This window comes from Gilvimarinus sp. 1_MG-2023, assembly GCF_030548285.1.
The window spans coordinates 1-421 of sequence record NZ_JAUOSC010000201.1 but is presented as its reverse complement, the minus strand read 5'-3'; the positions used below and the strand labels follow the sequence as shown (position 1 = coordinate 421).

General features: G+C 59.1%; 1 pseudogene. It reads right to left on the bottom strand.

The window, feature by feature from the left end:
* A pseudogene (locus Q4563_RS16420) lies at positions 1-421 on the bottom strand (hypothetical protein); the annotation flags it as partial.

Below are 421 nucleotides of genomic sequence, written 5' to 3'. Positions count from 1 at the left end.
CATCAGGCCTATCAGCAGGGTGTGAAAGGTACGGTACTGGTTTTCGGATAGCTGTTTGAGAGCCGGAATGGCCAGTTCAACCAGTGGTAACCGTTGTTCTGGCGCCAGAGCCTGGATTGCAGGAATCAGCCGCAGGGCCTGTTGGTATGTCTCGCGACCGGCCTGTTGCAGAATAAGATTCAGCTGTTGGTCGTGCACAAAACGCTCGGGAGGAGCCAGCAGCAGTGCATAAATGAGTGCCTGAGCCTGATGCGGGTCACGGGCCTGGTCGGACAGAGACATGGCCGGGCTGCCCGAATAATGATCGGCCGGGCTCTTGATCGTATTGATAGCATGGCTGGCAGCGTCTGGACGCCAGCTGGTTGCTGCAGCCGCCGCGGCAACCCCCATGACACCAGCCAGTCGGCTGGCACTGGATGAG